Annotated in this window: 16 protein-coding genes and 1 tRNA gene; 4 read left to right on the top strand and 13 right to left on the bottom strand. The window is 59.9% G+C overall.

The window, feature by feature from the left end:
• The 12 genes from BLT47_RS03290 to BLT47_RS03230 all read right to left on the bottom strand — a co-directional run bounded on the left by BLT47_RS03290 (position 1) and on the right by BLT47_RS03230 (position 17,987).
• Positions 1-5,250: a hypothetical protein gene (locus BLT47_RS03290; RefSeq protein ID WP_074661551.1), complete on the bottom strand. Its 5,250-nt coding sequence runs from the start codon at positions 5,248-5,250 to the stop codon at positions 1-3.
• Between the two features lie 75 nt (positions 5,251-5,325).
• On the bottom strand, positions 5,326-6,324 hold the full coding sequence (locus BLT47_RS03285; protein ID WP_218122536.1) for a PIG-L deacetylase family protein: 999 nt from the start codon (positions 6,322-6,324) through the stop codon (positions 5,326-5,328).
• A 3-nt stretch (positions 6,325-6,327) separates the two neighbouring features.
• Positions 6,328-7,572 (bottom strand): glycosyltransferase, encoded by a 1,245-nt coding sequence (locus BLT47_RS03280; protein WP_074661722.1) that lies wholly within the window; start codon positions 7,570-7,572, stop codon positions 6,328-6,330.
• Between the two features lie 132 nt (positions 7,573-7,704).
• Positions 7,705-7,776: transfer RNA gene (locus BLT47_RS03275), tRNA-Arg, on the bottom strand.
• A 256-nt stretch (positions 7,777-8,032) separates the two neighbouring features.
• Positions 8,033-8,920, bottom strand: coding sequence for a universal stress protein (locus BLT47_RS03270; protein WP_049619143.1), 888 nt, complete (start codon positions 8,918-8,920; stop codon positions 8,033-8,035).
• 247 nt (positions 8,921-9,167) lie between these two features.
• Entirely contained in the window at positions 9,168-9,935 is a 768-nt protein-coding gene (locus BLT47_RS03265) for a C40 family peptidase (RefSeq protein ID WP_065415631.1), read from the bottom strand.
• 432 nt (positions 9,936-10,367) lie between these two features.
• Positions 10,368-11,306, bottom strand: coding sequence for a metal-dependent transcriptional regulator (locus BLT47_RS09765; RefSeq protein ID WP_083330030.1), 939 nt, complete (start codon positions 11,304-11,306; stop codon positions 10,368-10,370).
• Positions 11,299-12,873 (bottom strand): MFS transporter, encoded by a 1,575-nt coding sequence (locus tag BLT47_RS03255; RefSeq protein WP_083330029.1) that lies wholly within the window; start codon positions 12,871-12,873, stop codon positions 11,299-11,301. Before BLT47_RS03255 ends, BLT47_RS09765 begins: the two co-directional genes overlap by 8 nt.
• 457 nt (positions 12,874-13,330) lie before the next feature.
• Complete coding sequence (locus tag BLT47_RS03250; RefSeq protein WP_053093593.1) at positions 13,331-14,827, bottom strand: NCS2 family permease; 1,497 nt, start codon at positions 14,825-14,827, stop codon at positions 13,331-13,333.
• A 531-nt stretch (positions 14,828-15,358) separates the two neighbouring features.
• Entirely contained in the window at positions 15,359-16,708 is a 1,350-nt protein-coding gene (manA, locus tag BLT47_RS03240) for a mannose-6-phosphate isomerase, class I (protein ID WP_074661542.1), read from the bottom strand.
• Between the two features lie 3 nt (positions 16,709-16,711).
• The gene (locus tag BLT47_RS03235; RefSeq protein WP_074661538.1) at positions 16,712-17,617 is read right to left on the bottom strand and encodes a DUF3027 domain-containing protein; all 906 of its coding nucleotides are present in this window, start codon (positions 17,615-17,617) and stop codon (positions 16,712-16,714) included.
• Positions 17,610-17,987, bottom strand: a complete 378-nt coding sequence (locus tag BLT47_RS03230; protein WP_049619140.1) for a cold-shock protein — start codon at positions 17,985-17,987, stop codon at positions 17,610-17,612. The genes BLT47_RS03235 and BLT47_RS03230 overlap by 8 nt, the downstream gene beginning before the upstream one ends.
• A 239-nt stretch (positions 17,988-18,226) precedes the next feature.
• Here BLT47_RS03230 and BLT47_RS03225 point away from each other — a divergent pair, with 239 nt between their 5' ends.
• The 4 genes from BLT47_RS03225 (at position 18,227) to BLT47_RS03210 (ending at position 23,803) form a co-directional block, all read left to right on the top strand.
• Positions 18,227-20,239: a TPM domain-containing protein gene (locus BLT47_RS03225; protein ID WP_074661534.1), complete on the top strand. Its 2,013-nt coding sequence runs from the start codon at positions 18,227-18,229 to the stop codon at positions 20,237-20,239.
• Positions 20,240-20,460: 221 nt separating this feature from the next.
• Positions 20,461-21,216 carry a PspA/IM30 family protein gene (locus BLT47_RS03220; RefSeq protein WP_074661529.1) on the top strand — a complete coding sequence of 252 codons (756 nt, stop codon included), beginning with the start codon at positions 20,461-20,463 and terminating at the stop codon, positions 21,214-21,216.
• 141 nt (positions 21,217-21,357) lie between these two features.
• The gene (locus BLT47_RS03215) at positions 21,358-22,128 is read left to right on the top strand and encodes a response regulator transcription factor (protein ID WP_049619137.1); all 771 of its coding nucleotides are present in this window, start codon (positions 21,358-21,360) and stop codon (positions 22,126-22,128) included.
• Positions 22,129-22,141: 13 nt separating this feature from the next.
• On the top strand, positions 22,142-23,803 hold the full coding sequence (locus BLT47_RS03210) for a sensor histidine kinase (protein ID WP_083330027.1): 1,662 nt from the start codon (positions 22,142-22,144) through the stop codon (positions 23,801-23,803).
• Positions 23,804-23,857: 54 nt separating this feature from the next.
• Here the strand turns inward: BLT47_RS03210 and BLT47_RS03205 are convergent, their stop codons facing one another.
• Positions 23,858-24,601: a lysophospholipid acyltransferase family protein gene (locus BLT47_RS03205; protein ID WP_065415625.1), complete on the bottom strand. Its 744-nt coding sequence runs from the start codon at positions 24,599-24,601 to the stop codon at positions 23,858-23,860.
• Between the last annotated feature and the right edge of the window lie 2 nt (positions 24,602-24,603).

Below are 24,603 nucleotides of genomic sequence, written 5' to 3'. Positions count from 1 at the left end.
TTAGCGGCCCGGCTGGGAGTTTTGGGAAGAACCCGGTTTCGAGTTCTGGGGAGAAAGCAGACCGGAACGGCGTACCACGTTGCGCAAAATCGCGTCGATTTGGGCGCCGCGGCGCTTAATATCCAGTTCTGCGCGCAATGCCTTCATGAAGTCCAGTTCGCTTCGTTCCACGCCGTCCGAACCGATCCAGGCCACCATGGCATCGAGCTGATCGTCCGAATATGCGGCGAGCGGCAAACCCGGGGTTATCTCCGGGCGCGGGCCGCGCTGTTTGCGTGCCTCTTCCCGTTCCGTTTGGGCGGCGGCCTGCGCGAGTTCCCGTTCTACTTCCGCATGGTCATCTTCGGTACCGAAAGCCGCCCAGGCTGCACTTTCCACCGTGCTCGGCACTTCCACCGGTTCCGGCCCGCTCGGGGCTGGTTCTGCATCTGCACCCGGCCGGCGCAAAAGCTCAATAATCCGCTCTGTTTCCCCAGCTGGATCCAAGAACAAGGAAGCCGTGAAAGTCTGATACACGCGCCACCCCAGCTCTTCCAAAACCTCGGCCGTATAGCGGTCCCGGCGGCGTAGCGAAGGCTCGGCCACGTAGTCATCGACGTCGAGCAGCACCGCAACCTTGTGCCCCGGTTTCACGCCCGCTTCCACCGCGGTGCGTACGGCGGCGTCGGCACTGCAACTAGCGTTGTGGGCGCCGCTCATACTAGGCGCCACCGCCGCTTCGCTCGTACCGGTACTAGACAGTTCCGTACTAGCCGGCAAGGCGGCACCGCCGCCGGAGACCGCACTGGGCGCGCCCGCACTCGGGGCGGTGGGGTTTACAGTCGGAGCGGAAGTTTCGGTAGACGCTCCGGAAAGCGGAGCAATAGCAGCTGACGTACCGGCGGGGCTTTCCGCGGGTTTAGTTTCGTCTTCGTCACTTTCGGTGACGACGATGGGGATCCGCATCCCCGAGTCATATCCGTAGTGGGTGGCCACGGAAAGGCCGGCGGCTTGGAGGCGGCTTACCAGGTCTGATTCCAGAGCGGTGAAGCCCACCATGCTCGGTTCGGCGTGGTTAGCGCCCCGCCCACCCGCTATATCGAGCAGGTATGCGAGCAGGCGCGGGCCTTTCCCGCTCAGATCGTCGATGTCGATTTCTCCCGGGCCGATCGCGGAAATGATTCGCGTATCGCGCCGCGCCGCACAAACTGCTGCCACCAAACCGGAAACGCCTTCCGGCCGGAGCAGGGGGCCAAAGGAGTGGAGTACCCGGCCGTGTACGGTTTTTCCGAAGCCGACCGTGAGAATAATAGAATCGCGGCGCAAACCTTCCGCTTCTACCACGTTGAGCACGGCGAAAGGTTCGGGCCCGGATTCGCGCAAGCCATTGGCGAGGGCCGGGTTTTCGGCCACGGCCCGGTCGATTGCTTGCCGTACCTGTTCGGTGTGGCTTTCCGATATTGATACCACTGCCAAGGATTCTTGCGGCCGGCTCAGCGCGTGGTTGACTACCGCATCTACTACGGCGTCGACCTCGGCTGGGGTAGCTTCCACCATGCCGGTGGAAGGGGCAGGCACGCCGCGCCCATCTACCACGGTAAGCAGGTGGGGGTCATTTTCGCGCGTGCTTGGCATGGGGACGAGTACGTCTCCATATCCGAGTTCGGATAGGAACTCGGTGGCCAGGCCGTCATGTTGGGTGCGGAAGGCAGGTAGTTCTACGTGCGGTAACACTTCGGCCAAATCCGCCAGGGCGCTGCCGGGTTCTGCCCCGCGCACATCCCCAAAAGCGGCGATCTGCCCGCCGCGCACCATCACCCCCAAAACACGCGAAAGCGGGGTGCTACCAATGCCATCTAGGAGCACTACGTCTGCCCAGGGGGCGGGCGGCAAAATATGTGCTACCACGGCGGCCGGCATTACCCACACCGGGCGGGAAGCTTGGACCAGCGCCGAATAATCGCGGGTAACTTCCGGGAGAGCCGCTACCCCGCCCGTGCCCAAACGCGCATCCAACGTGAGGGTATCTTCCCGGTATTTACGCGCAATATTGCGCATATTTGTTACCGCGGCCCGCATAATCGGCCCCGGCAAAGTTTCCGTGTGCTGTTTATCGAGCGTGCGGAACTGGGTGAGCAGTTCGGTAAGTTCGGCCGGCCCCAAATCGGCAAGCACCGTATTGCGAGCAATGAGCTGTTCGAAAATCGAATTGGTGAGGGCCAATTCGAGTTCGCTCGCAATTTTTTGTACCGGAACTTCGCGTTGCGCGCAGTCTTCCACCAGTGCGCCCAGCCCGCGCCGGTGCAAACCGGAGAGCAACTCATTGCGCCGCGGCTGGCTGGCAATCACCGATTGGCCGGCCGCGAGCTTGCGGGTCAAAGCCACAAGTTCTTCGATCGGCATCTGGTCAAGTTTGCCAATGCCGGGCAGGAAGCTTTCCAGTTCGGCTACGCGTTCTTCCACTTCCCGCGCGGTAGCGCGAATCATCGGCATACCTTCCGGCAAAGTGGGCCAGGAAGAATCCGAAGAATACCGCCGCCACACTTCCCGCTGTTTTTTGACCTCCAGCAAAGCATGATGCATGTCGTGCACCGAAACTCCGGGCCGCACATAGTCCTTGGCTTGTTTGCGCAGTGCCCGGCGTTGACTCCGCTTCATGCTTTCCCCGTGCTGGGCGCGCCATTCATCGGTCGCGGTCGCAATCACCATATCTTCCACCGAGCGGGCATAAATATCCGGCTTGAAAACGTCGAGCGTGGCGGAAACGCCGTCGAGCATCTTGGTTTGTTCGATCCACGCGGCCACCGTGGCCGGCCGGTCCAAACCAGTTTCGGAAGCGATCCGTTGCGACTGTTCCATCGCCAAGGGCACGGTTTCGCTCGCCATTCGCGATGCTACCGAATAGGCACGTTCCGCTTCCGCTTCGGTACGGACCGTGGAGGTTGCCCACGGCGAACCGTCCGTCCCTTCAAAAGCGCCGGCCCGGGCCGCTTCCACCAGCTGTTCGAGCACTTCATCCCAGTGTTCGTAAACGTCGCGTGCCACATCCGCAGCTAGGCGGACTTCCGTAGCCGGAGCGTGCTGCCCGTGCGTGAGTTGGGTGAGTTTTTGTAAGACGTCGTGTACAGACATTCCCCACGCCGGATCGGTTTCGTGCAGAGCCGCCACATAGTTTTTGAGGGCCCGCCGGGTTTCCTTGAGCCGCGCCCGCAATTCTAGGGTAGCGGCGTCGTCCACCTCCGGTATCCGTTGGCGCAGGCCGGTACGCAACCGCAAAGGTGCCCCGTCCAAATCCGTAAAGTCGACGACGAGGTTGCCCACGCCGAGCCGGTTCATTTCTTCCACGAAAGCGCGCGCTTCGTTCGCGCTTCCGGGCACGTACAAAACCGAACGGCCCGAACCGGCAGCGTCGGCTGCCACGGATACTTTCGCCCCGAAGTCGTTAGATCCGGGCGGGGTGTCAATAACGACGTCGCGGCCCGTGGCTACGGCTTCCACCGCCGCCAGTTCGGCTACGTCCTGATCGCCTACCCCGCGTTCACCTTCCGGACTGCGGTCTTCTCTATCGGCCGGGGCTAAGGGAACCGTGGTGAGTTTACGGGTTTCGGTATGGCCCGCAACTGCGGCCAACACTCCCGAGCGGCGAATATAGGGCCGGGCTTGGTTGACGTCTTCGAGGATTTCCCGGTTCGGATCGATGAAAATTCCGAGTTTGCGGGCCGGTGTATAGCTCGCGCCCGGCAAATATATTTGCGCGAGTTGGCGCACCTGGTTGAGCGCTTCGTCTTCGCTCATGGATCCCAGGGAAGAAAGCTTGCGAATCTCCCGGGTGGGAGTGCCGTGGGCGCGCAGCGCCGCAATAATCTTCGGGTTCACGGAAATATCCCGCGTGGGGACGATGCGGCAATCTTTGCCTTCGTCTTCCAAACGGACCGTGCGTAAAAGCACCGCGTGGGTGACTTCTTGGACTTCCCGGACTGCTGTGCTTGTTTCCAAATACGAAGAATTAGGGCGGGCGAGGGCTTCGGCTTGCGCATTGTCATCTACCGGGCCGCCGCTGTAAGCAGAACTGCTCGCGGCAGAGTTCGCGGTAGAGTTGCCTGCTGCGAATGCGTGGGTGGCGGCGCCGGAGGTGCTGGCCGTGCCGGCAGTGCTGGAAGTGCTAGAGGTACCGGTTCCGGAAAGGTTAGCGGAGGCCAGGCCCAGGCCCGCTTCGGCAGCGGCTTCGCGCCGGCGAATCTCTAGCGGATCAAGTTTGAGTTCCCCGGTTTGTTCATAAAAGTTTTCGAGCTGGTCGCCATCTTTGCGAGGAGGTAGTTCCGTCCAGGTGATCTCCCCGATCGCGAAATGGACTACCGCATATCCGTACTTTTCCCGGTTTTCCGCGATTTTTTGGCGCAGTTGGACCAGCGTGCTGAGCGCTTCGTTTTGCGCGTACGGTTCCCGGATCAAAGACGTAAGCAGGGCGGGAGAGCCGGAAGCGATTTGCGCGGCACCGGTTGGATGCGGATGGGTGAGATCAATTACCGGATTGGTGCCCTTAGATTCGTTTTCAGCGACCGCGGCGGTAAGTTCTTGGCGCCATTCATCTAGCGCTGTGGCCAAAAGCTCTTCCCGGCTAGGTTCCGGTAGTTGCACCGCAGGTTCGGCAGCTTCTTCCGCGCTGGTCATCGCGGTGGCACCGCCCCCGCCCCAAAAGCTTTCACCGCTAAGGCCGGTGTTCCGCGCTTCTGCGTCACGCGAATCAGTACGGGAAGAAGTGCCGGCAGCCCGGTACCGACGGCCCGAACGTAAGGCGCTACGGCGCGACCAACCGCCACCCAAGGCTGCGTGCCGTGCCGGTGGAGTTCCCGCCGCCCGGCCCGGCCCAGCGGAGGGCCGTGATTCCACACTCGGGGCCAATGTTCTACTCGTAAGTTGGGTTTCGCTGCGCGCGGTTACATCCCGGTGAAGTGGTAGTTCTAAATCAGCGGGAGATTCTGCCGCGTTATCTGCGGCACTGTTGGCAGAGGCGACGCTGGCACCGGTGGTGCCCTCCGCTGCGCTTGTGGTTTCGCCGGGCGTTAGTGAGAAGCCCGCGGTACTATCCGCGCTCGGCACGGAACCGGGTTCCGTGAAGCTGGCAGCCTCCGAGTTGGCGACCTCGGAACTGGCAGCACTCGGTGCGGGGCTTTCTGCGCTCGGTGTGGAGAATTCCCCGGCTTGTACTTCCTCCACGCCCTCGCGGGAGGCATTATTTTTATTGCGATTGCGCTTGAAGAAAGGACTCACACCAATACCGTAGCCGCGCGCGCATAAAAAATCTTGATCCTCGCCGCGATATTTTTCGCACGTTACCCGTATTTCTCAGGGCAAAGATCGGGCACGCAACCCGGCCTGCGCGTAAATCTCCTGGTATTGCCCACCCACATGCCGGATCATTAGGCGTCCCTGTTTTTCAACCAGTGACAATTGAGTTCGATACTCCGCCAACGCGCGGGCCGCCGTATCCACATAGCCGCTCACATCTACCCACGTAAAAGCGCCCTCGGCAGGCGGGGCAACAGCCGCACCGCCGGGCGTAATACCGGGTGCGCTGCCGAAGGTATCGCCGGAGGTATCGGCGGAGGCAACGCTGCTGCCGGAGGCAACGCCGCTGGAGGCAATTTCGAAAAGCGGCAGGCCGGTGCGCCGGGCCACGCCAAGTGCGATTTCATGGGCCCGTAAATGATCCGGGTGCCCGTAGGAACCTTCCGCGTCGTAGCCAATTAGCACCGTGGCACCGATGGCCGTAGCCAGGGTAACGGCGTCGTCAACCTCTTGGGCCAGGGGAAGCAAAGCCAGCGCATTTGCGGGAGCCTGCGGCGCCGGACCAGCCAGGCCTTCCCGAATCCACCGCATCCCCGAATCCGAATAGTGGCGCGCGTGAGCACCGGGGGCCAAAGCCGGCGGAATGCCCAAGAAATATCCTGCCTGGGCACCCAGGATTTCCCGGCCGCGCGCAGTTTCCCGCAAACGTTGCGCAATAAAATCCTGCGCGGTGGCATTTTCCGGGAGCACCCCGGGAATTGCCTCCCCCATTTCGCCGCGCGTGCAGGTAAGAATCGAAACTTGGGTGCGGGCGGCCAACGCGGCCACAAGGGCACCGGTTTGCACGGCTTCGTCGTCCGGGTGGGCATGAATGAAAAGCACGTGCCCCATAACTACTTGCCGAGCCGGAGAATCCAAAAAACTTGCAAGGTCGAGCGGGTGGGCGGGGCTACTTCCCGGGGTTTGGAAACTTGCCGGGGCCGGTTGCTGCGAGCTATTTTCCGGGACCGGCCGGGCCGGGTTATTTGCCGGATTATTCTTTGCGTGTACGGGCATGTTTTATGAAACCACCGATTCGTAGGCAGCAATATATTCACGCGCGACCTTATCCCAAGTGTGGGCGAGGGCGAACTGGCGGCCTCCGGCCGCATGCTGGGCCCATAGTTCTGGATCTTCCAAATAACGCACTACCGCTTGCGCCCATTCAGCAGGTTCGCGCGTGCGGCACAAGGTTCCCGTGACGCCGTCGCGCACGGATTCGGGAATCCCGGAACTGCGCCAAGCTACCACGGGTATCCCGGAAGCGGAGGCCTCCAGATTGATGATCCCAAACGTTTCTGAATAGGAAGGGCTAATAAGCAACTTGGCATGAGCGAGCATGACCGCCAGGTTTTGCCGGGAAAGCGGGCTAATCATGCGCGTATCCCCGGCCACGCCCACCGCGGCTGCTAAGTCTTGCAGGTCTTGTTCATAGCCCGCAAAATCACTGGACGCTTCTCCCGCAAGCACGAGCAACGGCCGGGCGGCAACCGGAATTTCTGCCAGAGCGCGAATCGCCAATTCTGGTGCTTTCAAAGGTTGCAGGCGCGCCGCGAAGAAAATATAGGGCCGCCCCTCCGTAACCTGCATTACTTGCGCCGGGATTTCCGTGCCGGTAGCCGGATGGAACAGCTTTGTATCGACCCCGGGATGCACCACTTTTACCGGGCCGCGCGGCTGCCCGTAATGGTCGGTAATCATCTGTGCTTCGGCCTGCGAAACCGCCACGATCAGATCAGCAGTGCGGGCAATTTCAGCTTCCCCAGCCGCCCGCCCCGGAGATTCGGCCGGTTCCCCCAGTTCCAGGCCCGCTCCTTCCGGCGCGGCTACCGAATGGTAGGAAGCAACTAACGGCACCCCGGCCCGCCGAGCTACTGGCGCGGCGGCCACGCCCGCAAACCAGTGGTGGGCGTGGACAATATTCACGCCTTCCCCATAGTTTTCCCACCAGTTTTGGAACTCGCGTGTGAAAGGCGCAATCAGGCATTCCGCCGCCGATTTAGCGACCATACAGGCCGGGCCGGCCGGCAGGTAGAAAACCCGAATTCCCGGGCTGACTTCTTCCACGTAGGGCATATTCGGAGCAAAATGCCTGGTCACAATATCTACGCGGTGGCCGCGAGCAGCGAGCGCGCCGGCCACTTTGGTGACGGTAACATTTAGCCCGCCCGCATCTGCCGAACCGGGGGTTGCCAGCGGAGAGGTATGCACTACGGGCATTACAATGCGCAGGGCTGGCTTTTCTTCCTCGGTTTGCTTACCCATCGCTTCCTCTCCGGGCATTTTCCTTCGGCAATAAAACACGGCGCGAGCGTAGCGGCACGCGCGCGCATTACATACCCGCGGCGGTGCCAATTCACCTGCTCACCGGGCCAATCAGGCGCCCCGACCTTTTCGTGCCCCCGAAAGGATTCGAACCTTCGACCTACCGCTTAGGAGGCGGTCGCTCTTCCCCTGAGCTACGAGGGCAACCCGCTTAGTCTACCGCGCCCCGCATCTAATTCCGAGTGCTTGTTAGCCGCTTCTCGGTTGTCTTAAGGTGCGGGTTTGCGGTAGGGCGAGATTAGATGTTTTGCGGCGCGGAATTTGCGGGCCTGGCAGGCGGCCGGCGCCGTATCCGCGCGCCATGGCCCACGCCATGCCCGGCACAGCCTCCCGCGGCGCCAAAGTTATGCTGCCGCCGCACCAAAGTTACGCTGCCGCCGGGTTTTCGCCGTCGCTGGGTTTAGAACCCGGCTTCCCAGGGCACGTTCGTATTCGGGGCGTGCACGTTTTCGGCCGCGCGGGCTGGTACTACCACCACGGGAGATTTCGCATTGCGGAGCACGCCTTGCGCCGTCGACCCGAAAATAAACTGCGCCACGCCGCTACGGCCGCGCGTACCGACCACCACGAGGTCTACCGAGGAGGAGAGTTCGCCGAGTAAGCGCGCCGCCGAACCTTCCACGGCGTAGCATTTGACCTCGATTTCTTCCTTGCCGGTCATGATTTCCTGCACAGTTTCTTCCAGCCCCACCCGGGTATCTTCCAGAACTTCCTTAGCTAGTTCGGGGCTCACGAGCATCCCCGCCTGGGATTCCACGTGCACGCTGTTGATGGCGGAAAGTTTGGCGCCCCAGCGGCCGGCCATGCGCACGGCTAGTTCTACTGCGTAGCGGGAGGCGGTGGAGCCGTCTACGCCTACTACGATGTGGCGGATGGGCAGGCGGGTGCTTTCGGTGCGCGGTACTACTACGGTGGCGCAGTAGGCACGGGTGGTCACGTAGGTGGCTACCGGTCCGGGTTCAGCACCTCCCGTGGTGTCTGCACCCAAATATCCGACGACGACGCGGGAAGCAATTTTCGACTGTTCAACGAGCACCTCTCCCGCGGAGCCGGCTTCCACATGAACACTTATTTTCAGGCCAGTAGTATCAGTTTTTGCCAGGGCTTCGTGGGCGATTGATTCGGCACCCACGCGGGAAGCTTCTGGATCCGGGCCGGGCTGGTAGCAGGTCACTGCGCGCAGTTCGGCACCGCGATTGCGCGCTACCGCTGCTGCCCACCGCAATGCGGCCAGCGCCGATTCCGATCCATCGACTCCCACGACTACGAGATTTTCGTGCACGTACATGCCGCTATTCTTCCACTTTGCAAAGCTAGCCCCAAATATTAACGCGCCAATATTTTACCGTCCCGAGAATTACCTGGTGACAAAGCATTGCCGAACCGCGCCCGGGCATAGAAAAACAGCAGGTGAGCCCGCAAGCTCACCTGCTGTTTGAGTGCTAGGCGGATGCCCGGCACCGAAATATTTTTCGCGCTAGCGCGAGGAGTATTGAAATTCCCGGAGTGGAGAAAAAGTTTTTATTTCGTGTTGTTTAGAACACGCGGATAACGGTGGGCGTACCTACCCAAGAATCCGGACCGACCGTGGTTCCCATGGACGGGTTCCAGGCGGCTACGTTCTTGCCATTGCCGAGCGAAATCGCTACGTGGCCCGGCCAGTAGAGAATGTCTCCCGGCTGTACATCCGAGTAGGCAACCTGCCGACCCGCCGACAGTACGGAGGCCGGAGTGCTTCCGATGGAAACTCCGTGCTGGGCATATACCCAACGCACGAAGCCAATGCAGTCCCAACCCGAAGGAGTGGTGCCACCCCAACGGTAGGGAGAGCCAGCGTAGGCCAGAGCCGTTCCGGTAACGGAAGAGCCCGAGCCGCTGACCGCCGCGCGCGGCGTTACATCTTCTTCGTCAGCGGCGGTAGCTGCCTGCGTGGAAGTACCACGCGTTGCCGTTGCCGTGGTGGTTTGTGCTTCTGCAGCTGGCGCCGCTACTTCAACCTCGGGGGCCGCTTCCACGCTGAAGGCGTCCGCAATCGCTTGCGTATCGCCTACTTCGATCTGTTCGATCTTCCACTGTGCATCTGCCGGGGCCGTTACTGCTTCCGTAGCAACTGCCTCGTTATTCGCGTGCGGGTTAGATACCGCCTTTAGAGGGGTTGCCTTTGCATCCTGGGTATCCGCAGTGGCAGCCGGAATCAAGGAACCGGTGACAGTGCCGAAAGCGAGAGCGGCAATAACACCGCGCCCTGCAGAAGAATTGAGAATCCCAGTCTTAGCCTCGCGATACGCATGGCTTCCCGACATAAAAGAACTCCTTGGTGAACCTTCAAAACTCGAAACCAGAGAGAGCGCGCTCTCCGGATATAAGAAGAGAGTACCTAGCTTTCTCCGAAATGTCACGTTTCGATAACAGAGCGCTACGCCACTTTCTTCGCAAACTATTAAATCAATCCCTAGAACTGGCGAGATTCCGCCAGTTTCCGAGGCGCAACACCGCCGTTATCGCACTGGTCCGCAAATCACAAAGTTCACGAGAAGTTACGATCTGGTTACGTTTTTTTGTGACTGGGGGCATACAGTTCGCAGTTTGCGGCAGCTGCCAGAAACAGTGAGCTTTCCGGCCGCTATGCCTCTTTAAGCGCCGCGTATACATTACCCGAAAGTCCGCCGCTGCGCGCCCCAATTTCTGGCGCGGCCTGTTAGTCTGCTCACCGCGCAGCCGCATGCCCCGCGAGCCTAGACCTGTAACTGCAGGTGCTTTTGCATCCACTCTGTAAGCTCTAACGACCCTTTGGCACTCTGCGCAATAACGTGGCCATCTGCGCCGGCAGCTTCTGTTACTCCCGCACTTGCTTGGGGTGCTGTGCTCAGTTCCCCGCAGTGGGCGCATTCGGCTGCGGTGGCGGCGTCAATAATGCGGATTTGCTGCCCGGGCATTACTCCGGCTTCGCGCAAAGCCAACAAAACCTCCGGCTCAGTTTGCAGGGTTTCGCCAATCCGGGCCAGCGTTACCGTATCGCTTTGCGCACACTCCGTACTCGCGGTGCTATCCGGGTGCGGTGCCTTAGCGGCCTGGCCGGCGCCAACCGAGGTTTCGCTGCGGTCTGCGGGACCGTGCGCCGGCGTCTTTCCACCTTCTGACGCACCACTGCTTTGGTTTGCTGCCTGCGCGGCGCGGCGGTCGGCGAGATATTTTTCTACCGAGACCAGGCCGGCCGGGCGGGCCGCATTTTCGCCTGGGCCCAGTACATCTGCTGCCGGGATGGGGTTGCCGAAGGGATCTCGACTGGCGTCTTTCACAATCTGCGCGATCCGGGCTTCCAGTTCTTCACTCATTACGTGCTCCCAGCGGCATGCTTCCAGATGCACATGCTCCCAGGGCAGGCCGATCACGTCTACCAATAGCCGTTCTGCTAAGCGGTGCTTGCGCATCACGGAAGTAGCCCGGGCACGCCCCCGCGCGGTGAGCCGTATAACCCGCTGTTTATCTACAACCAGGAAACCATCCCGCTCCAGGCGGGCAGTGGTTTCCGAAACCGTAGGTTTGGACTGGTTGAGCCTTTCCACAAGCCGTGCCCGTATGGGGACGATCCCCTCTTCTTCTAACTCGTAGATGCACTTGAGGTACATCTCGCGGGTATCGACGAGACCTTCCCCTTCTGGCCGACTACTCATCTATTTCACCCTCCGTTTTCCGGGATTTTGGCGCTGCTTCTTCGCTTGCGCTTCCGGCATCGCAGGTACCTGCCGCGGCACTTTCCTCCGTGATGCCCATCCCGTTCACATTATCCATGTTTTCTGGAATTTCTACAGTTTTCTTTTTCGATGCTTTTTCTGCCGCGTGTTCTGCTTGCTGGCTCGCAGCCCTTTCGCGCCCCAGTTCTGGCCCGGCCTTTTCTACCGGGGCTGCTTCTTCAGCCGGGGCCGACGCCGTGGTGGCTGCCTCTTCTTCTGCTTGCTCTTGTTCGTGTTCTAGCGGGCCAAGGATTTCAAGGTGCAGGGGTTCGCGGATGCGGTAGTGGATTTCCACGTCCCACTTGTGGCGGCCCCAGATGAGTGCGCCCACAACAGCAACGGCGCACCCAATAGCACCCATGCCCACGCCCCAGCGGGCGCCAAAGCCATCCGAAATCCACCCGGTGAGCAGAGCCCCTACCGGGACTACGCCTTGCACGACGGTCTGGTACAGGGAAACCACGCGGCCGCGCATATCCGGAGCGGTAGACATCTGCACGGCGGTATTAGCCGCCGTGAGCATCACGATCATGAAGTACCCAACGGGAATCAGTGTGACCGTGTAGAGCCAGAAGCTAGGCGCTATGGCATTAATCGCCATGGCTATGGCCAGGCCGCACCCCGCGCCAACGACCGAGCGCACGCGTGGCTGGGCGGTGCGCCGAGCTCCGTGTAGTGCACCGCTGAGCGAACCGATGGCGAGGACGGATCCCACTACCCCAAATTCGCCGGCGCCCTTATCGAAAACGGAGGTAGACATAGCCGCCGTCGTCAAATTGTTGTTCATGGCAGTGCAGGAAGCGATACCCACCACCACGAAAATCAGCATGAGATCGGAACGGCGCCGCAAATATTTGAGCCCGTGCACGATCCCTTCCACGGTCCCTTCCTTCTGTTCGGACTGCGGAGCCGGATGGAATTCCTTGGGCCGCATGAGCAAAAGAGCTACTAGCGTGGCCAAGAACATGGCGCCATTGATAACGAAAACCCACCCGGTGCCAACCGCGGCAATGAGCGCGCCGGCCAGGGCCGGGCCAATCAGGCGGGCAATATTGAAGGACATCGAATTCAGCCCGATAGCGTTCGGGAGCGAACGCGGCGGTACCAACTCCGAAATAAAGGTGAGGCGCGGCGGTGAATCAAAAGCTGCCACGATCCCCAAAATGAAGGCGAAAAGGCACACATTTCCCAGATTGGCCGTGCCGGTAAGTATCAGGGCCGCCAAACCGAAAGCGGAAAGCATTTGGCCCAGCTGGGTAACGAACACTATTTTGCGTTTATCGAACCGGTCTGCCAAAGAACCGGCCACCGGCATCACAAAAATAACGGGCACGAACTGCAGGGCGGTAATAAGACCTACTGCGGAGGCGCTATTATCGGTGAGATCGTTGATAACAAGCCAGTTTTGCGCAATTCTTTGCATCCACGTACCCGTGTTTGCAATCAAAGCCGCAAAGAACCAAACTCGATAATTGTAGAATTTCAGGCTGGCGAATGTACGCCCCAAGAGTGCTCAGCTCCCCGCGATTATCAGTAATAAATATTGCCTTCTGGCGCCGTCTTGCGACAGAACGGTTTTATATTGTACGACAGTTCTGGGACACCTGTCTCTGTCTTATTGATCGCTACCCTTCGCTGCGAACGTGCCGAATCAGCAGCGGCAATACCGGCGGGGTGCAGTAGCGACGCCTGTTTGCAGCGGCGCCGGTTCGCAGTGACGCCGGTTCGCAGCGACGCCGGTTCGCAGCTGGCTGCTTTGCCCTGCCGCAGTCTGCCGCGCCGGGCAAAATAGATTGCGGGAAGGCACGGCCGCCGCCTTTCCTTGCTTATTAGCTACTTGTTATTTGCTAACAGCAAGGGCACGTAACCGTACCTCCCCGCGGGAGTTACCTATGGAATTATGTGTGCGCCGCCAGCCGGCACGCGCCCGGATTTAGCTTGTTCTACAGCTTCCAAACAAGCATTTAGATTCCGAGCAATCTTTGCAGCGGATCTAGCAGGAAGTAGATCACGAAGAGTACCGCGGAAACCCACATGAGCGGCTTAATCTGCCGTGCTTTACCCATGAATACTGCCATGAGCACGTAGAAGATGAAGCCCACGCCAATGCCCACAGTAACCGAGTAGGCAAAGGGCATGAACACGATGGTCATGAAGGCCGGTACGGCTTCTAGGCGATCTTCCCAGTTGATTTCGATTACGCCGTCGAGCATGAGCAGACCCACCGCGACCAGGGAAGGTGCCGCCGCTTCGGAGGGCACCAAGGTGACCAACGGGGCGAAGAACATGGAGAGAAGGAAGAGCACGCCCGTAGTGATCGAGGCGAGGCCGGTACGCGCACCATCAGCCACGCCGGTGGTGGATTCCACGAAGGATGTGTTCGAGGAGACGCCGCCCATACCGCCGGCCAGGGCGGAAAGCGAGTCAATGAGGAGCACGCGCGAGGTACCTTCGGGTTGCCCTTCTTCGTCCAAGAGGTTACCTTCCCGGCCCACTGCCACCATGGTTCCCATGGTGTCGAAGAAGTCGGCGAGCATTACGGAGAAGGTGAGGACGACGACGGCGATAACCCCGATCTTTTGGAACGGGCCCACGATGGAGAATTCGCCAAGGGTCGCAAAGTCGGGGATTTGTATCGGGCTTCCAGAAAGTACCGGAGCGCTACCCGACCAGCCGGTCACTACGCCGTCGGCACGCAATCCCGGGCGGGACACCTGTTCCACGATAACGGCGAGCACGGTAGAAGTTACGATGCCGATCAGCAAGGCCCCGGAAATTTTCCGCGCAATGCACACGAAGGTTACGAGCAGGCCGATTACGAATACGAGGAAGGGCCAGGAAGATACGGAACCGTTAATTCCGAAGTTGAGGATGGTGCCGCCTTCTGCGTTTCCGGAAACGATGCCGGCATTGGTGAGGCCAACGAGCGTAATGAACAGGCCCAGGCCCACCGAAATGGCGGTGCGCAAGAACTTGGGAACCGCCCGGAAAATAGCTTCCCGCAGGCCGGTGAGCACGAGCAGAGTGATCACAATACCTTCGAGGACGATAATGCCCATGCCGTCTGCCCAGGTCATACCCGGAATCTGCACGATTACGGCGCCCACCAAAGTATTCAATCCCAGCCCGGCAGCCATGGCCATGGGGAAGTTCGCCACCGCCCCCATGAGGATTGTCATTACTCCGGCAACGAGGGCGGTGCCGGCCGCAATTGCCGGCATATTCGGTTCTGTGCCTCCACCCAGGTACATGCCGGTGGAATCCGGCCCGGAAAGAATAATCGGGTTGAGGACGAGGATATAAACCATGGCGACGAAAGTTACGAGGCCGCCACGAAGTTCACGCGCTACGGTTGAGCCGCGCTCCTTCACTTTGAAATAGCCGAGAATCCCGCTCGATTTGGTAGGTGCGGATGATGCATCGGGCGCGGACGTGTTTTCAACCTGCGTTTTAGCAGTCAATGTATTCTCCTTATACGCGTTTCTAACGCGGAGCGCCTAGGCGCCTGGCCCGGCCGTACGTGGCGTGGTTGCGCGCCGCGGGCCCGGCCCCGTACCGGCTGAGGTGCTGCTTGCGCCTCACGAACGACGGCGAAAGCCAACGCCGGTACGAGAAATTGCCTCTGACTGGACTAATTCTCTCCGTCTGCCCGCGCAGAAGCAACGCAAATCTCGCCATTTGGGCATTTGGAGCGAGATCCGTCTCGCCATTCGAGACGCGCCTGCGGTTTTCCGCGACATTTCGCGGTTTTGCCTCCACTGTGAGTTTCCTCCCGGCCTGCCAGTTTTAGGGTTCCGCCCTGCTGGTCGCCCGGCCACCCATTTTTAGGGTTCCGCCCTGCTGGTCGCCCGGCCACCCATTTTTAGGGTTCCGCCCTGCTGGTTGCCCGGCCGCCCATTTTTAGGGTCCCGCCCTGCTGGTCGCCCCGCCTGCGGAGAACGGATGCGAGGGTCGGATGCGGCGGTCGGTGCGGCAGCTGCCAATGCTCGCGCTTAGGGCACGCTGGCTACCACGAGTTCGCCAAACCCGCGCACGCGGAGTTGGCCTTCGGCGTCGGGCACAAAAATTGCTTGACCGGTGTTGAGCATTTCGCTTCCGGCGTCGGTAGTTAGTTGCGCCGCGCCTTCGAGGCAAAGGACGGTACGTGGGCCGCGGGCACGTAACGCTTCGGTGGCGGTGGCGTCACGTAAACGGACAACAGAAAGTTCGAAATCGTCTACCGGGGCATAGAAGGTTGATACCGCAGCAGACATTCGTTCCGGGGCGATCCGGATGGGCGGGGCAGCAACGGTGTCCATAATGCGCAGTAGCTCGGGCACGTCCACGTGTTTGTGGGTGAGCCCGGCGCGCAACACGTTATCGGAGGAGGCCATAATTTCTATCGCTGTGCCAGATAGATATGCGTGCACGGTTCCGGCGGGTACGAACACGGATTCGCCGGGCCGCAAGCTGAGCGGGTTGAGCAGGAGGGAGGCGATTACGCCGGGGTCTTCTGGGTAACGCTCGGCGAGCATGCCCACGATGCGGTCGGCACGGGGGCTGGGGCTTTCTCCCCGGGCAAGCCGGGCCGCGCAAGCCTCAACTACCGCTTGGATTTGCTCACTATTGGGCCGAGTTTCGGCTGAAAGTAGCCACGAGAAAACCGTGCCTATACCTTCTTCCATGAGCTCTAACATGCGCGCAGAAAGTTCGGTATTCAGGCCGGAAAGTACGCCGGCAATGCGCCGGCTAGTGCGAAATCCGGCGAGCGCTTCAAAAGGCGTGAGGGCGTAGGCCAGTTCCGGTTTATGGTTTGCATCCCGATAGTTTCTTTCCGGGGCATTGCGCGGAATACCGGCGGCATCTTCTCGGGCAAAACCGAAGCGTGCCTGTTCTAAAGAAGGATGCACTTGCAAAGAAAGAGGCTGTTCGGGCGCAATAATTTTGAGCAGGTACGGCAATTCGTTGCTGTGCCGGGCTACTTCCGGGCCCAGCGCGGCTACTGGATCGCGGGCAATGTATTCCCGCAAGGATAAATCTGTAGGCGCGGTGGCGCTATTGTTACTCGCTTCGCGTTCGTTGCGCGCATCGCGGCCGCGGTTTCTCCAGTGGGTTAGCCGCCGGCGGCGGCGCTGTGTGTTAGCTTCCAAACGGTGATCGGCCTGCGGAGATTTTGGGTAGAGCTGGGCTGGATCAAATAGCGGGGTATCCGCGCTGCCACCTACCGTGGCCGAATCGTCTGGGTGGGCCCCAAACCAGAGTTCCGCAACTGGGATTTGCGCGGGCGCATAGCCAAATAAAGCCGGAATTGCCTGCGTGCCACCCCAGTCATAGGCACGCGCACGGCCCTGCAGCCGTAACACGCGTCAGTCCTCCGATTCTTGCCCGGCCAGATAGCGGCGCCCGCGTGAACCGCGCCGCACCACTCGCCGCCGCGAACTTGCCAAACTTGGGAACAGTTCGGGATGTGCAGCGCGCGTTGCCCGCGGCGAATCCGTGCCCGCGGCCCCTGCTTCGCGAGTTTTCGTGCCGCGCGTTTTCCTGCCGCGCGATTCCTCGCGCGCAGAACCCTTCCGCGTAGATTCCTCGCGTGCAGAAACTTTCCGCGCAATATCCTTCCGAGAAGAACCCTGCCGTGCCGAGTCTGTGCGCCCCGATTCCGCGCGTGCTGATTCTGTACGCCCTGATTCCGTGCGCACCGAGTCCGTGCGCGCCGAGTCCCGGCGCGAGATGCGCTCCCGCCTGCGCGTCTTTTCTTTTGCCGGCTCGGTGCTGTCCGCCGGCGCGGCTTCGGCAGCGCGGGCTTGCTGGGCGCGCCGCTCCCGCCGCGCTTCACGTTCGCGGCGTTCGTATTCTGCTGCGGCTTCTTCCTGGTTGCGCTTTTCAGCTTCGATGGCTTCCATACGGTCTGCCCAGGGAACCCAGCGCGGGGCCAGCATGGCCTTTTCGCCCGGCACCATTTCGTATTCACTAATGGTCACGCGCCGCGAGCGCGGGGCCCGGGCTAGGGTGACTGCCCAATACCAGCCCTGGTAGCCGGGGTGTTCGCATTTGAAATAGTGCGTGAGTACGCGTTCTTCTTCCAGAATCAGGCCGGCGTGGGCGCCCACATACCGTTCCGGGATCTCATTTTTGAGGAATTCTTGCGCAGTTTCACTCGCGCGTACGAGCAACCGCTCCCCCTCGCAGTCTGCTTGCGGGTAAACGCGGTCTGGTTGTTCCGGAGTTATAACTGCCGCTTGTGCCACGGCTTCTAGTTTGAGATCAGCCATCAAATTCATCGGCGAGGGCACGCAGTGCGCGGGCCAGCCGCCGGCCTCCTTCCGGGTAGCGTCCGCGCCGCAGCTGCCCAGATACCGAATCGAGCAGACGAATCAGATCTTCTACTACCGGCACCATGTCTTCTGGGGGACGCCTATTAATATGCGCGAGGGATTCCACCGGTTCCACTATTTCTACCGTGAGGGCCTCCGGGCCGCGCCGCGTATCAGCCACCGAATAGTCAACTCGTGTGCCGCGCTTGATGCGCTTCACCCCCGCGGGGAGAGCATCGGCAGGCAGATACACTGACACACCGTCATCACCGTCGATGAACCCGAACCCCTTCTTCTCGTCGAAGAACTTGACCTTACCGGTTGGCAATTTACACTCGCTTTCTAGGAAAAACCGCCCGGCCGGCGGCCGCGCGGAAGCACCGCCCTAGTATAGCGCGAGCCCTGCGTAGGCTACAGTTGCCCCGCTGACATACCTTTCGCTACGCGCGCGGCGCACTTGTTGCCGCTGCCTTGGGTTGCTGCCGCCTGGAGATTACCGCTGCCTTGGGCTTACCGCTACCTGGTTTGCGGCTACCCTGGGCTTGCCACTTCCGGTAGTTTTGAGGCATGAGATTCCGACGCCGGAAAGAAACGCAGAAGGCAGCGCGCCACCCCGAAAAAGTCGCGCGGCAAAAGAACACCAGAGTGTGGCATCCGCGCGGTAGGCGGGCCATCGGGTTAGCTCTGGCCACGCTGTGTGCGGGCGTAGCTACCTTATTTCCGGCCGGCCCTGCCCGGGCTGAAGAACCGCTAAAACAAATTTCTGCGGTCACCGATACCGCGCAGGTACTTACCAAGAACGAAGCGGCGGATCTGCGCACCCAGCTCAATGAGCTGGCGGCAAATACCGGCCAAACCGTGCGCTTTGTTTTTGTGGATGTTTTTGATGGTGCCGGTGCGGAGGATTGGGCCCGCAAAACCCATGATCTTTCCGGCCAAGCAAAAGATGCCACGGTGATTGCGGTTGCTACCCAGGCCGGCCAGGTTTCGGTGGGCTACGGGCCTCAGTCTTTCACTGCCGAGGAAGTGCGGGATGCTTTTGACTCCTCGGCCATGAACGCTTTGCGGGAAGGTAACTGGGCGGAAGCGGCCGAGCGGGCCATCCAAAATCTGGAAGCCGAATACGCCAATCAACACGATTTCAACCCGGCCCCGTGGATTATTGTGTTCTTGCTGGTGGGCGCTGGCGCGGTGGTCGGCGTCGTTATTTACCGGAAACGTAAACACCAGGAAAGTGAGCAGCTGGATGCGCTTGCCAAGCGGGCTTCCGGGCAACTTTTAGCGGCCGACGACGCCGTACGCGATGCCAGCGCGGAAGCAGAGTTTGCGAAGGCCGAATTTGGGGAGGCGCAGGCCGCCCAGTTTGCGGAGGCATTCCAACAGGCACGGGCTTTGCTGGCGCAAGCTTTTGAGATTCGCCGGCAATTAGATGATGACGAACCGGAAACTCCCGCGCAAGCTCGGGACATGCACAACCAGATCCTCGCTTTGAGCGGGCAAGCCCAACAGTTGGTAGACCAACAAAACGCGCGACTGCGCGAGCTGCGCGATCTGGCACAAAACGTGGAGCGGCGGCTTAGCAAATTGGCTGCTTCCTGCCAGGACTTGCGCGCAGGTTTGCCGGCTGCGGGGCAACAATTAGATACCCTCACGCAGCGTTACGGTCCGGAAGCGATGCAGACTTTGCGAACCTTGCAAACCGAAATTCCCGGGCTACTCGAAGCTTGCGAAAAAGCGATCCGGGAAGGGCAAGAGCACGTGCAGGCCGGGAAACGTAACCAGGCGGTGCCGTTTGCGCGGATCGCGGAAGAAGCTTTGACGCCGGCGCAGGAAAAGTATCAGAAGATTTCGCACGCCCAAGATTCCTTCACGCAAGCCGAAAACGAACTGGTGGAACGGCTGAAATCGATTTATGCCGATATTGCGGATGCGGATCGTTTGGGTAGCGACGACGCCCATATCCAGGCCGAAAAAGAGGCCGCCCAGCAAGTCGTCGGCACTTATAACCGGCACGGGGCCGATCCTTTCGCGGGAATTGCGGCGCTCACCGAGGCGGAAGCCGCTTTGGATGAGGCGCTAGTGCAAGTGCGCACCGAAGAAGAAAACCGGCATCGTATGGTGGCCACGGCCGGCCGTTTGCGGGAAAAGGCGGGGGCTGCGGTGGCCGCAGCGGAAGACTATATAAACCAGTACCGGCGGCTGGTTAGTAGCCCTGCCCGCACTGCTCTCAACTCTGCCCAGCGGGAATTAGCGCACGGGCAGGCCTGCGAAGGCAGTGACCCCGAAACGGCGGTTTCCCGATACCGGAAAGCTGATTCTTTAGCGCAACAGGCTTTGCATCGCGCCCAAACCGACGTCAATTCCGGTTGGGATGACTATCAAGACCGGCGCGGCGGGCACAGCGGCGGCGGAGACTGGGGCAATTTCTTGGCCGGCGTGATTATTGGCGGCCTAACTTCAGGCAACCGCGGCGGCTGGGGCGGTAGCTGGGGCGGCTGGAGCGGCGGTTCCGGCGGAAGTTCCGGTGGGAGTTCTGGCGGTAGTTCCAGCGGCGCAAAGGGAGGAGGTTTCTCCTTCTAAAGTTTTGGGCGACGGCCGGTGCCAAGCTGGGTTACACCCGGCTGCGCTACAGCTCTCGCCGGCAGGCAAAAAACAACTAAAAGCCCTGCATAAGGATGCAAGACCACCCCGGTTTTCAGTAACGTAAGAACATAGAAACGCGGCGCTCCGGCGCAAGTATATTTCCGGCGCTCCGGCGCAAAATAGTTTTTCGGCGCGTGGGCGCGGAAGGAAGGACAATAATGGCGGAGAAGCAAACGATTTTGGGGCGGATTAGCCAGCTCGCCAAAGCGAATATCAACGCTTTGCTCGACCGGGCGGAAGATCCCCAAAAGATGTTGGATCAAATGGTGCGGGACTACACCAACTCGATTGCGGAAGCCGAAGACGCCGTGGCCGTAACCATTGGCAATCTGCGGCTATCCGAAGCTGACTATAAGGAAGACCTACGCACTGCCCAAGACTGGGGTAACAAGGCAGCCGCTTCGGTAGCCAAGGCCAATGAGATGCGCGGGCGCGGGGATGCGGAAGGCGCGGCCCATTGGGATAACCTCGCCAAGGTTGCTTTGGGCAAGCAGATCGAGTTTGAAAAAGAAGCCAAAGAGGCCGAACCGCTTATTACCAGCCAGCAACAAGTAGTAGAACAGCTCAAGAGCGGGCTCATCCAGATGAAGGAGAAGCTCAACGAGCTGAAGAACAAGCGTGATTCCCTGGTGGCGCGCCAAAAGAGCGCTGCTGCCCAGGCACGTGTACAAGACGCGATCAGCTCGATCAACGTGCTCGATCCAACCTCGGAACTCTCCCGCTTCGAAGAACGCGTGCGCCGAGACGAAGCCCTGGCCGCGGGTAAGGCGGAAGTGGCTAGCCTTTCCCTGGCCGATCAGTTTGCCGAGTTGGAAGATCATTCCAACGACGCCGAAATCGAAGCGCGTTTGGCCGCCCTCAAAAGCGGCAGTGCACCCGAACAAATCGAAGGCAAAGATTTCACCTCTTACTAAAGCGCGCTAAAGCACTACTAAGGAACTGCTAACTTACAGATTCGCCCCGGTTCGCGCCGATTTTCCGGCCCGCACCGGGGCAATCCCTTTCCCAGTAAACGTCCAGAAAACTCCCAGAATTCACGCGTTCAATGTCTAAGTATGAGTGCTCAGAGCAATATTAGAAACGAAGAAAAAGAACCGGAAGCCACGATCCTCGTCGTCGACGATGAACCATCCTTGCGCGAACTGCTTTCCGCCTCCCTGCATTTCGCCGGATTTGAGGTACTCACGGCGGCAGACGGGCAAGAAGCCCTGGCCCACCAGCAAAACCAGTCAATTGACCTGGTAGTTCTTGACATTATGATGCCCGGCATGGACGGCTTTGAAGTACTGCGCCGCATGCGGGAACGCGATTCGGACCTGCCCGTACTTTTCCTGACCGCGCGTGATGACGTGAAGGATAAAGTACAGGGCCTCACAATCGGCGGCGATGATTACATCACCAAGCCTTTCTCTTTGGAAGAAGTGGTAGCGCGGATCCGGGCGGTATTGCGCCGCTCCAACCCGGAAGAAGCGGATTCGCCGGTGTTACGCTATCTAGATCTGGAACTGAACGAAGATTCTTACGAGGTGCGGCGTGCCGGGCGGGAAGTGGAACTTTCCCCCACCGAGTTCAAACTTTTGCGCTACCTCATGATCAACGCCGAACGTGTGGTCTCCAAGAGCCAGATTCTGGATCACGTTTGGGATTACAACTGGCAGGGTGAAATCTCCATCGTCGAATCCTATATTTCCTATTTGCGGCGCAAGATCGATTCTCCGGAAAACCTGGGGATCACTGATCCGGAAGAAGCGAAAAAAATCGTCCCGCTAATTCACACGCGGCGTGGTATCGGCTACGTCCTCCGCGGTAACAAAACCTCGAAGTAGGTGAAGCCCGGCGATGCGGCAATCTGCAACCCAAGAAACGCCCCAGCAACAGGCACACACTTTCCGCACTTCCCCACAAGCCGGCACGAAGCAACGCCGCGGGCGGGAAAACCGGCGGCAAAAGGCGGCGTCTACCATTCCTCACCGTTCACTCACGAAACAGCTAGTGGCGGTTTTCGTGGTAATTATCGGTGCCGCAATTCTCTTCTTAGGGATAGCCACCACCACGCTAATGCGGCAATACATGCTCAGTTCTACCGATGCCGACCTGCGCAATTCTGGCTATAGCGTGGCTGACCGCCTGCTCAATGACATCGAAAACCAACGGCAGATCGAAGGCCAAACTCCTTACAGTTTTTCCAACTACTACATTTACCTGTCTTTCGGGGCTTCCCCGGACGTTGCTGTAGAGCCGATCGAAATCCGCCCCTCCACTTCTTTGCGTTATGGCATCCCGGGTAACCCGGAAGGAATTATCAAGCAGGCTTTGCGGGGCGGCGAAGACGCCAAGGTCAACCGTGATCCTTTCACGGTGGCTGGCGAAAATGGGCGGCAAAAATGGCGTGCCCTCGTGCTGGACGTTAAAGATGAAGGCGGGCAAGTGCTCGGCTACGCGATTATTGCTCAGCCCCTCGCCCCGATTATGTTCACCGTAACCAGGCTCGCTTTGATCTTCGGGCTGCTCGGGGTAGCCACGATGCTGGCTGGCACACTTGCCGTGAGCGCCACAATTTCCCGCACTTTGCGTTCCTTGCGCGATATTGAACGGGCCACGCAAGCAATTGCGGCCGGCGATCTTACGAAACGCGTTCCCCACGATGACGACGCCGATGAAGTGGGTTCTCTGGCCACTTCCATTAATACGATGCTCACCCAAATTGAAGATGCCTTTGCGGATAAGGAACGCAGCGAAGCCCAAATGCGGCAATTTGCTTCCGATGCTTCGCATGAGCTACGCACTCCCCTCGCTACCGTGAAGGGCTACACCGAGCTGTACCGGATGAACGGGGTACCCGAAGATAAAGTGGCCGACTGTATGGGTCGCATCGAATCGGAAGCATCTCGCATGTCCGAACTGGTAGAAGACCTTTTGCAACTAACTCGGATGGATGAGGGCCGGCCCCTCGAATTGGAATCTCTCTCCCTCACAGATGTCGCGGAAGATTCCCTCTACGATCTGGAAGCCCGGGCACCCCAGCGGCATTCGCAGCTAATTGGTTTGCAAAGCCCCGAACCACCCAATGTCATAATCACGGCCGACCACAATAAGGTCACCCAGGTGATCGCCAATCTGCTCAGTAATGTTTTGGCACATACTCCGGAAGAAACCCCGGTAGAGCTCGCGGTAGGCATTGATAACGGTTGGGGCATTATTGAAGTACGCGACCACGGGCCGGGTATTTCCCCGGAAGATTCCGAAAAGATCTTCCAGCGGTTCTACCGTACAGATACTTCCCGCTCCCGTGCCTCTGGCGGCTCGGGCCTAGGCCTGGCGATCGTGGCCGCGATTATGGGCGCCCATGGCGGCAGCGCGCACGCTTTCGAAACTCCGGGCGGCGGCCTCACCGTCCAACTTGCTTTCCCGGGTGCTTCCAGCGATGAGATTGCCATGCGCGCGGCCGGCCTACTCTCTCCCGAAGAATCACCGGCACCCGCACAATCCGCAGAGCACTGACACTAAAATAAACGCGCCGCGAGCGCCCGACAGCACGGGAAAAGAAAAACTGCCCTATTTGGGGTCGAAGGCGCTAGTACCGTCGGTTTCCACCGGGTGGGCGGTTTTTTGTTCGAGCATGAGCTCGATGGCGCGGAATACGCGTTTCATATAGGAATCGGCGTCTTCCCCTTCTTGGCCGTACATGGGTTTGCCAATAAAGAGGAATACTTCGCTGCGCGGTTTGGGCAGTACCGCGCCTACCGGCATGGCTTCGTGCCCGCCCGCCATTGCGATTGGCACGATCGGTACTTCGAATCTTTGGGCGAGCGCGGCGGCCCCGGCTTTGGGGGTGCCAAGTTCGCCGGTGCGGGAACGTGTACCTTCCGGGAAAATCAGGATCGGCACTCCGGCCCGCAAGAGGCGGCCCGTCATTCCCTTCGCGCGGCCCGGTTTCAAACCCCGTCCGTGTTTCGAAGGCGTGTTCTTCTTTCTTTCAATCGGATAAGTGTTGAAAAACAGCGAGGTGAGGCCAGAAATCCCCGGGTTGCGATAAAAATAATCGGCGGCTGCCCCGGTGGCCAGCCGTTCCGTGAGCTTATCGGGCAGGAGGGAGAAAATCATGGGTGCATCCAGGTGCGAAGAATGGTTCGGCACCAACACGAAAGCCCCGTCTAAATCCTCAATGTTTTCTTCCCCCAGCACGGTACTTTTCAGAACCGTGTTTAGTACCGGTTTGGTGAGGAATTTGCGCACCCGATGCCGGCGCTTGGCTTTGCCGTCGTCGAGATAGGGATCAATCGGTTCGAGTTCCTCCACTA

The sequence above is a fragment of the Actinobaculum suis genome, from assembly GCF_900102025.1.
Lineage (GTDB): Bacteria > Actinomycetota > Actinomycetes > Actinomycetales > Actinomycetaceae > Actinobaculum > Actinobaculum suis.
Note: the sequence above shows the minus strand (reverse complement) of the source record. Positions and strands in the feature narration are given on the sequence as shown.

Coding starts and splice junctions, on each gene's coding strand:
- BLT47_RS03220 (WP_074661529.1), top strand. CDS start 20,461: ATGGCGGAGAAGCAAACGATTTTGGGGCGGATTAGCCAGCTCGCCAAA.
- BLT47_RS09765 (WP_083330030.1), bottom strand. CDS start 11,306: ATGAGTAGTCGGCCAGAAGGGGAAGGTCTCGTCGATACCCGCGAGATG.
- BLT47_RS03285 (WP_218122536.1), bottom strand. CDS start 6,324: ATGCCCGTACACGCAAAGAATAATCCGGCAAATAACCCGGCCCGGCCG.
- BLT47_RS03270 (WP_049619143.1), bottom strand. CDS start 8,920: ATGTACGTGCACGAAAATCTCGTAGTCGTGGGAGTCGATGGATCGGAA.
- BLT47_RS03215 (WP_049619137.1), top strand. CDS start 21,358: ATGAGTGCTCAGAGCAATATTAGAAACGAAGAAAAAGAACCGGAAGCC.
- BLT47_RS03225 (WP_074661534.1), top strand. CDS start 18,227: ATGAGATTCCGACGCCGGAAAGAAACGCAGAAGGCAGCGCGCCACCCC.
- BLT47_RS03265 (WP_065415631.1), bottom strand. CDS start 9,935: ATGTCGGGAAGCCATGCGTATCGCGAGGCTAAGACTGGGATTCTCAAT.
- BLT47_RS03280 (WP_074661722.1), bottom strand. CDS start 7,572: ATGGGTAAGCAAACCGAGGAAGAAAAGCCAGCCCTGCGCATTGTAATG.
- BLT47_RS03210 (WP_083330027.1), top strand. CDS start 22,142: ATGCGGCAATCTGCAACCCAAGAAACGCCCCAGCAACAGGCACACACT.
- BLT47_RS03235 (WP_074661538.1), bottom strand. CDS start 17,617: ATGGCTGATCTCAAACTAGAAGCCGTGGCACAAGCGGCAGTTATAACT.